We start from the raw sequence: 6,402 nt of genomic DNA on the forward strand, positions 1-6,402 counted from the left end.
ATTTATGTCTAACCTAGATAATTTCCATCCGTCTTGAACAGGTAAAATAATTTTTTCTAATATCGTCTTTATATCATATTCCATTATGTAAATTTACACCTTTCACACAAAACCCAGTAGAACCAAATTTAAAGGCTTTTGAAAACATCCTTCCAGTTTTGGTTTAAATTGTCATCAAAAAACCAGTTAAATCTTCTTTTTTATTGAGTCCGAATTTTTTCCGCAAACGGTAACGTGACACTTCAACACCTCCGTTTGAAATGTTCATAATTTCTGCTATTTCTTTTGTGGACATATTCATCAATAAATAGGTCGATAAATCCAATTCGCGAGGAGAAATTGTCGGATATTTTTCTTTTAATCTTTTAAGAAAATCGAAATGAACATTTTTTATATGTTTTTCAAGATCTTTCCAGCTTTTATCGGCATTCACTTCTTTTATTATACTTTTATTTAGTTTGTTAAACTGAAATTTAGTTGATTCGTCAAGAGAATCTACATTGATGTCTTTGAGTTTATGAATAATTCCATTTAATATTTTATTCTTTTTTACAACTTGTAAAGTGTTTGTAACCAGCTCTTTATCTTTTGAAAGAATTTTAATTTGCAGCTTGTCATTTTTTAGGCGTTCGATTTCTTTTTCTAAATCATATTGCCCTTTTTGGATTTTTGATTCTTTTTCTAAATAAATCCTTCTCATTTCAATCGTTTCGTAATATTTGTCTTTCCGTATTTTTGCTTGAATTCTATTTCTAATAAAATAAGTTGTGGCAATAATTAGTACGATGTAGCAAAAAAAGGCTACGAAATGTCTATACCAAGGCGGAGAAATTGTAAATAGAACTTGTTTTACTTCGGATTGTATTCCATAGCTGTTTCTAGCCTTCAGATTCATTATGTAGTTACCTTCCCATAAGTTGGTATATTCTTTAATGGAGATGGGAGACCAATTACTCCATCTGTCATCAAAACCTTCTAATTGATATGAAAATTCAATATTGTCTATGTTCTCATAGCTAGGCGAAGAAAAAGTAAACTTTACTCGATTTGATTTATATGGAACTTCTTGCTTTTTATAGGTGTTTTGGCTATTTCCAAATACCAGCGTGTCTCCTGGAAACGAGAAACTTCTTATAAATGCTGTGGGCTTCCAAACAGAATTATTCAAAAGTTGGGAATCATAATGTGCCAATCCATTCGTTAGTCCAATAAATATGTTTTTTGAATCAATTGTATTAACAGACATATAATTATTGACCAAATTACCAGTTAAACTTGAAAATGGAGCGACAATATTCTTATACTCGCCAGAAGTGTTTTTTGATAAGACTCCTAATGATTCTTTAAATAGATACCAAATATTTCCTAGTGAATCTTGGATAAGCGAGGACGCCATTGGAAGATCTTTAAATAATGCAGTCATTTTTTTGTCTTCATAAAACAAATCCTGATCTTGAGAGTATTTATAAAAATTATTGTTTGTTTGAAAATAAACAGTGTTATTTATAGTTTGAATACTGCCAATGCCTTTAATAGTGTTCGAAAGATTCGGATAGGTTTTGATTGAGTTGAATTTTTTCAGGTCATCTGAAAGAGTCATTTTATAAATTAAATCATCTTTTTTTAACCATAAATAGGATTTGTCAATTTCGAAAGAACTTGATGGTTTGTCAAAACCGAAAATTTGATTTCGGTATTCCAACCCATTTGATGTCTTTTCAAAAACAGCAAAACCGTTGTAATTGGCACCAATAATATAGTTGGGATGATTTGGAATTTTTTTGAAACGAAAGTATCCTCTAGTGTCAAGCGTTTTGACAGAATGGTTGCTTTCAATTATCATAGCTCCGTTATTATTTCCGCAAATTAATTGGTCATCAATTATTTGAATGTTCCATGCTTGACCAGTAGTTTCTTCCAGCAAAGAAAAATTTTCTTGTCTGAAAGGTAAATTCCATTTAGAATAAAAAACGCCTTGATTTGTGGCAACATATAAATTCCCTTTAAACACCACCGAAGCATATACGGTACTAAGACCATAACTAAAACCGAAATAGGTAAAAGGCGAGTTTTCATTTATATAACTAATACCATTGTCAAGACCTAGCCAAAGATTGTTTTTGTTATCGATAAAAGAGGTCAAAACGGTATTGTTTTGAAGCCCTTTTTTATAGTTAATATGTTGAATTATTTTACCATTGGTATCACAAATTATAATTCCATCCAAAACAGAATTCAAAACAATGAATTTGCTTTTGAAGGCCACACCACCTAATGAACTGTTTTTTTTGATAAAAGTGTTTGCCTCTGTAATCCATGGGTCTAATTTTTCATCGTTGTAAACAAAAAGACCTTTATTTAAAGTAGCGATGAGTAATTTGTTTTCAGGAAAAGGAAACATACCCCAAATTTCTGTATTGTTAAAAATAGTTGTCCCTTTTAATGGATACAATTTACCATTCTTATATTCTACTATTCCAGCAGAAACATCCTGTAAGTAAAGATGGTTCTTTACCTGAAAGGAAAATTGAAATCTATCGGGGGCTTCTATTATTTTTAATAGGTTGTTTTTATAGATATAGATTTTAGCAAATGATTGAAAGACAACCTCATCTTTATAAAGATGTATTTTCCAGATGAAATCAATTATTTTCTTTTTGTTTACCAGTTTTGAAATAGAAACATACTCTAGTTTCCCTTTTGAATTTGTTTTATAATATCCAAATTCACTATAACCCCCTATGAAAATTTTACCTGTAGGGTCAATTTTCACACATCGAGTATCTGGTGGGTTTGGTAAAGGATATTTGTGCCAAACTGATCCATCAAATTGGAATAAACCATTGTTGTTTGCAAAATATAAATTTCCGTTTTTATCTTGATCAATATCCCAGTTTTGAGTGCCGCCGTTGTAGTCGGTTTTTTTATAATTTCTTATTTCTGGAAGGCCAATGTTTTTTACCTGACCAAAAAGGGATGTTGCAAATAGGAGTAATAATGGTAGGTTTATTTTTAAAAAATCCATAATGAATTCAAAATGTAATAATACGATTTGTAAACGAAAACGTTTTCTTTTTTTGCAAACCGTGGTTAATTTTTTGCAAAAATTTATTTCTAAAGCTAATTTACTGGTTTTTTAGTAATGTAGGGTTTATTTTTAAAAAAAACGTTTTCGTTTATAACATAAATTAAGTTTTAATATTTTGATAAACAGATTAATATAAATTTTTTGTTCAGTTTTTGTTCGGTTGTAAAATTTACTTTGTATGGTTTTTGTAATGAACTTCAAATACTAATACCAAAAAAATAGTTCTAGTATTGCATCAAATTACTAATTAATTAACCAAAATTTTTAGAAAAATGAAATTAAAAAAATTATTTATTTTTTGTCTTTCATCTCTCTTATTTTCTATTTATGTTCAGGCACAAGATGTGAACGTAAAAGGAAAAGTGAATGATGAAAATGGAATGCCCATTCCAGGAGCAACAATTTTAATTCAAGGAACCTCAAAGGGAACAACTTCGGATCTGGATGGGAATTATCAAATAAAGGCTGCTTCAAGCGGCACTTTAGTGTTTAGTTATTTGGGATACACTTCCGTTAAGGAAGCCATTAACGGCAGAACTACAATTAATGTAAAACTTCAAATTGAGTCACTATCCTTACAAGAAGTTGTAATTAATGTAGGTTATGGAACTCAGAAGATGAAAAATTCAACAAATGCAGTTTCTAAAGTTAAGTCGGATGCATTTGAAAATCGCCCTATTGTATCTGTAGCTCAAGCAATACAAGGTAATGCTGCCGGTGTAAATGTTGTTCAAACTTCAGGAAAACCAGGAGCCAGTTTTGATGTAAGGATTAGAGGTCTTAGTTCTATAAACTCTGAAAACTCCCCTTTGTATGTTATTGATGGAATCCAAACTAAAGATATTTCCGGTTTAAATACCGAAGATATTGTGGATTTATCCATTTTAAAAGATGCTACTGCAACAGCTATTTATGGTGTAAATGGCTCATCAGGGGTTGTAGTTATTACTACTAAAAAAGGAAAATCAAATAAAAATGATTTTCAATTTACTTCTTATTTAGGGATGTCAAAAGCCGTGAGCAATGTAGATGTTTTAAATTTAACAGATTACAAAACATTGATAAATGAAATTAATCCAAGTTACTTAACAACTGCAAATGACCCAAAATATACAGGAATAAATACGAATTGGCAAGATGAAATCTTGAAAACGGGTATTGATCAAAATTATAATTTTTCGTATGCTGGAGGTACTGATAAAGTAAGACTCTATGGAGCTTTAGGATACCAAACAGTAGATGGTATAATTAATCCATCAAAATACAATCGATTTTCTGGAAAAATAAATGTGAATGCCAATCTTTATTCTTGGTTGAAAACCGATGTAAGTATGAATATTATTCAATCGGATGGTTCTTATATTAGTGATAATAACAGCGTTGGACAAGGTGGTGCAGTTATGAGTGCATTGGTAACACCTACATTTTTGCCTATTTGGGGTTCTCAGTTAAATGTTAGAGAAACAAACGCAGATGGATCTTATAAAGATGGATTTAAAGATGGTCAATATGCAGAAAATCCATATCAATCAGGATGGGAAAATCCAGTTTCATTATTGTCAAGAAAAAACACTACAGCTGTAAATAGATATTTAAGCAGTATTAGTTTTGATGTTAATGTTTTGCACAATCTAGTTTGGAAACCAATGGTATCGCTAGATTGGACAAGATCAAACAATGTTCAGTTTGTTGACCCATTTAGTAATGTTTGGGGAAGAAATGGAGATAACAACCCTGATTCTGACAAAGGAAGAGGAAGTAATACAATAGAGAACAATACGAATTGGAATTTTGAAAACACGTTGAACTATTCATTGAAATTTGATAATTCAGATTTAAACTTATTAGGTGGTATGTCAATGCAGAAAAATAATTATACTAAAGATGCCAATTCTGGAACTGGGTTCCCTGTTGAGCTAACTGACTATGATTTTAATGTTGCTAAAAATCAATCTTTCGAAAACAGAGAAAATGAGGTAAAAAGTCTCTCTTATTTTGGAAGAGTAACCTACAATATCAAAAATAAATATATTGTGAATGGTGTATTTAGAGAAAGTGGTGCCTCTCAATTAGCAAAAGGCAATAAATGGGGATTTTTTCCAGCAGTTTCAGCCGCTTGGATTATTTCCAATGAAAATTTCTTGAAGGATGCTACTACAATTAGTGAATTAAAACTTAGAGGAGGTTGGGGAAAAACAGGTAATTTATCAGGATTACCAGCCTATTCAAGCTTTGATTTGAATTATACAAATCCTTTGACGAATGCAACAACATTAGATCAAATAGGTAACCCAGATTTGAGATGGGAAACCACAACTGACATTAATTTAGGTTTAGATTTAGGTTTAATCAAAAACAGAATCAAATTTACGGCAGATGTGTACAAGAAAAACACAAATGACTTGCTTCAAATTATTTATTTCCCAGGATTTTCAAAACCATATTATTATAATGCTGGTGAAATTGAAAACAAAGGATTGGAATTAGGTATAAACACAATGAACTTCACAGGAGATTTTAAATGGAACTCTAATTTCAATATTTCTTTCAATGATAACAAAGTGGTTAAATTAGGTTTACTTAAAAAATTACCATTTCAAAATTTAACTTCTGTTGGAGAAAGTGTAATTCTACTGACTGAAGGTAGTTCTTTAGGAAGCTTCTATGGTTATAAAGTAGATAAAGTAGACCCTACTTCTGGTGCATTATTGTACAAAGATATCAATGGAGATGGAGTAATTACTCCAGATGATAGAACAAATATTGGAAATCCTAATCCAAAATTCACATTTGGTTTTAGCAATGATTTTAGTTATAAAGGATTTAGTTTAGATGCTTTAATCACTGGTTCACAAGGAGGAGATATTTTCAATGCTTCAAGAATGGATTTGACATTGATGAATAATTACAACAATCAATCTACTGAAGTATTAAACAGATGGACTACAGCGGGTCAAATTACAGATGTTCCAAAAGCGAATGATGCAAGTGCATTACACGTATCTAATAGATTTGTAGAAGACGGTTCTTACATTCGATTGAAAGCTGTTACATTAGGTTATCAATTTAAATTGGAAAACTTAAAATTAAATTCAATAAAATTATATGTAACAGGGCAAAACCTATTTACGATTACAAATTATAAAGGATTTGATCCAGAAGTTGGGGCTTTTAATAATGCTACAGGAATCGGTCAAGGTATAGATTTAGGAACCTATCCTCAAGTTAAAACATTTATTTTTGGACTAAAAGCCAATTTTTAATACTAAAATATAAATACTATATAGTTATGAAATTATTTAAAAATTATTTAA

2 protein-coding genes are annotated in these 6,402 nt (G+C 30.4%); one reads left to right on the plus strand and one right to left on the minus strand.

The window, feature by feature from the left end:
- Positions 1–163 precede the first annotated feature (163 nt).
- A complete protein-coding gene (locus PHC28_RS14160; protein WP_300101944.1) occupies positions 164–3,025 on the minus strand; it encodes a LuxR C-terminal-related transcriptional regulator in 2,862 nt (953 codons plus the stop codon).
- Between the two features lie 335 nt (positions 3,026–3,360).
- Here PHC28_RS14160 and PHC28_RS14165 point away from each other — a divergent pair, with 335 nt between their 5' ends.
- Positions 3,361–6,351 carry a TonB-dependent receptor gene (locus PHC28_RS14165; protein ID WP_300101950.1) on the plus strand — a complete coding sequence of 997 codons (2,991 nt, stop codon included), beginning with the start codon at positions 3,361–3,363 and terminating at the stop codon, positions 6,349–6,351.
- Positions 6,352–6,402 lie beyond the last annotated feature (51 nt).

This window comes from Flavobacterium sp. (genome assembly GCF_028712645.1).
GTDB lineage: Bacteria > Bacteroidota > Bacteroidia > Flavobacteriales > Flavobacteriaceae > Flavobacterium.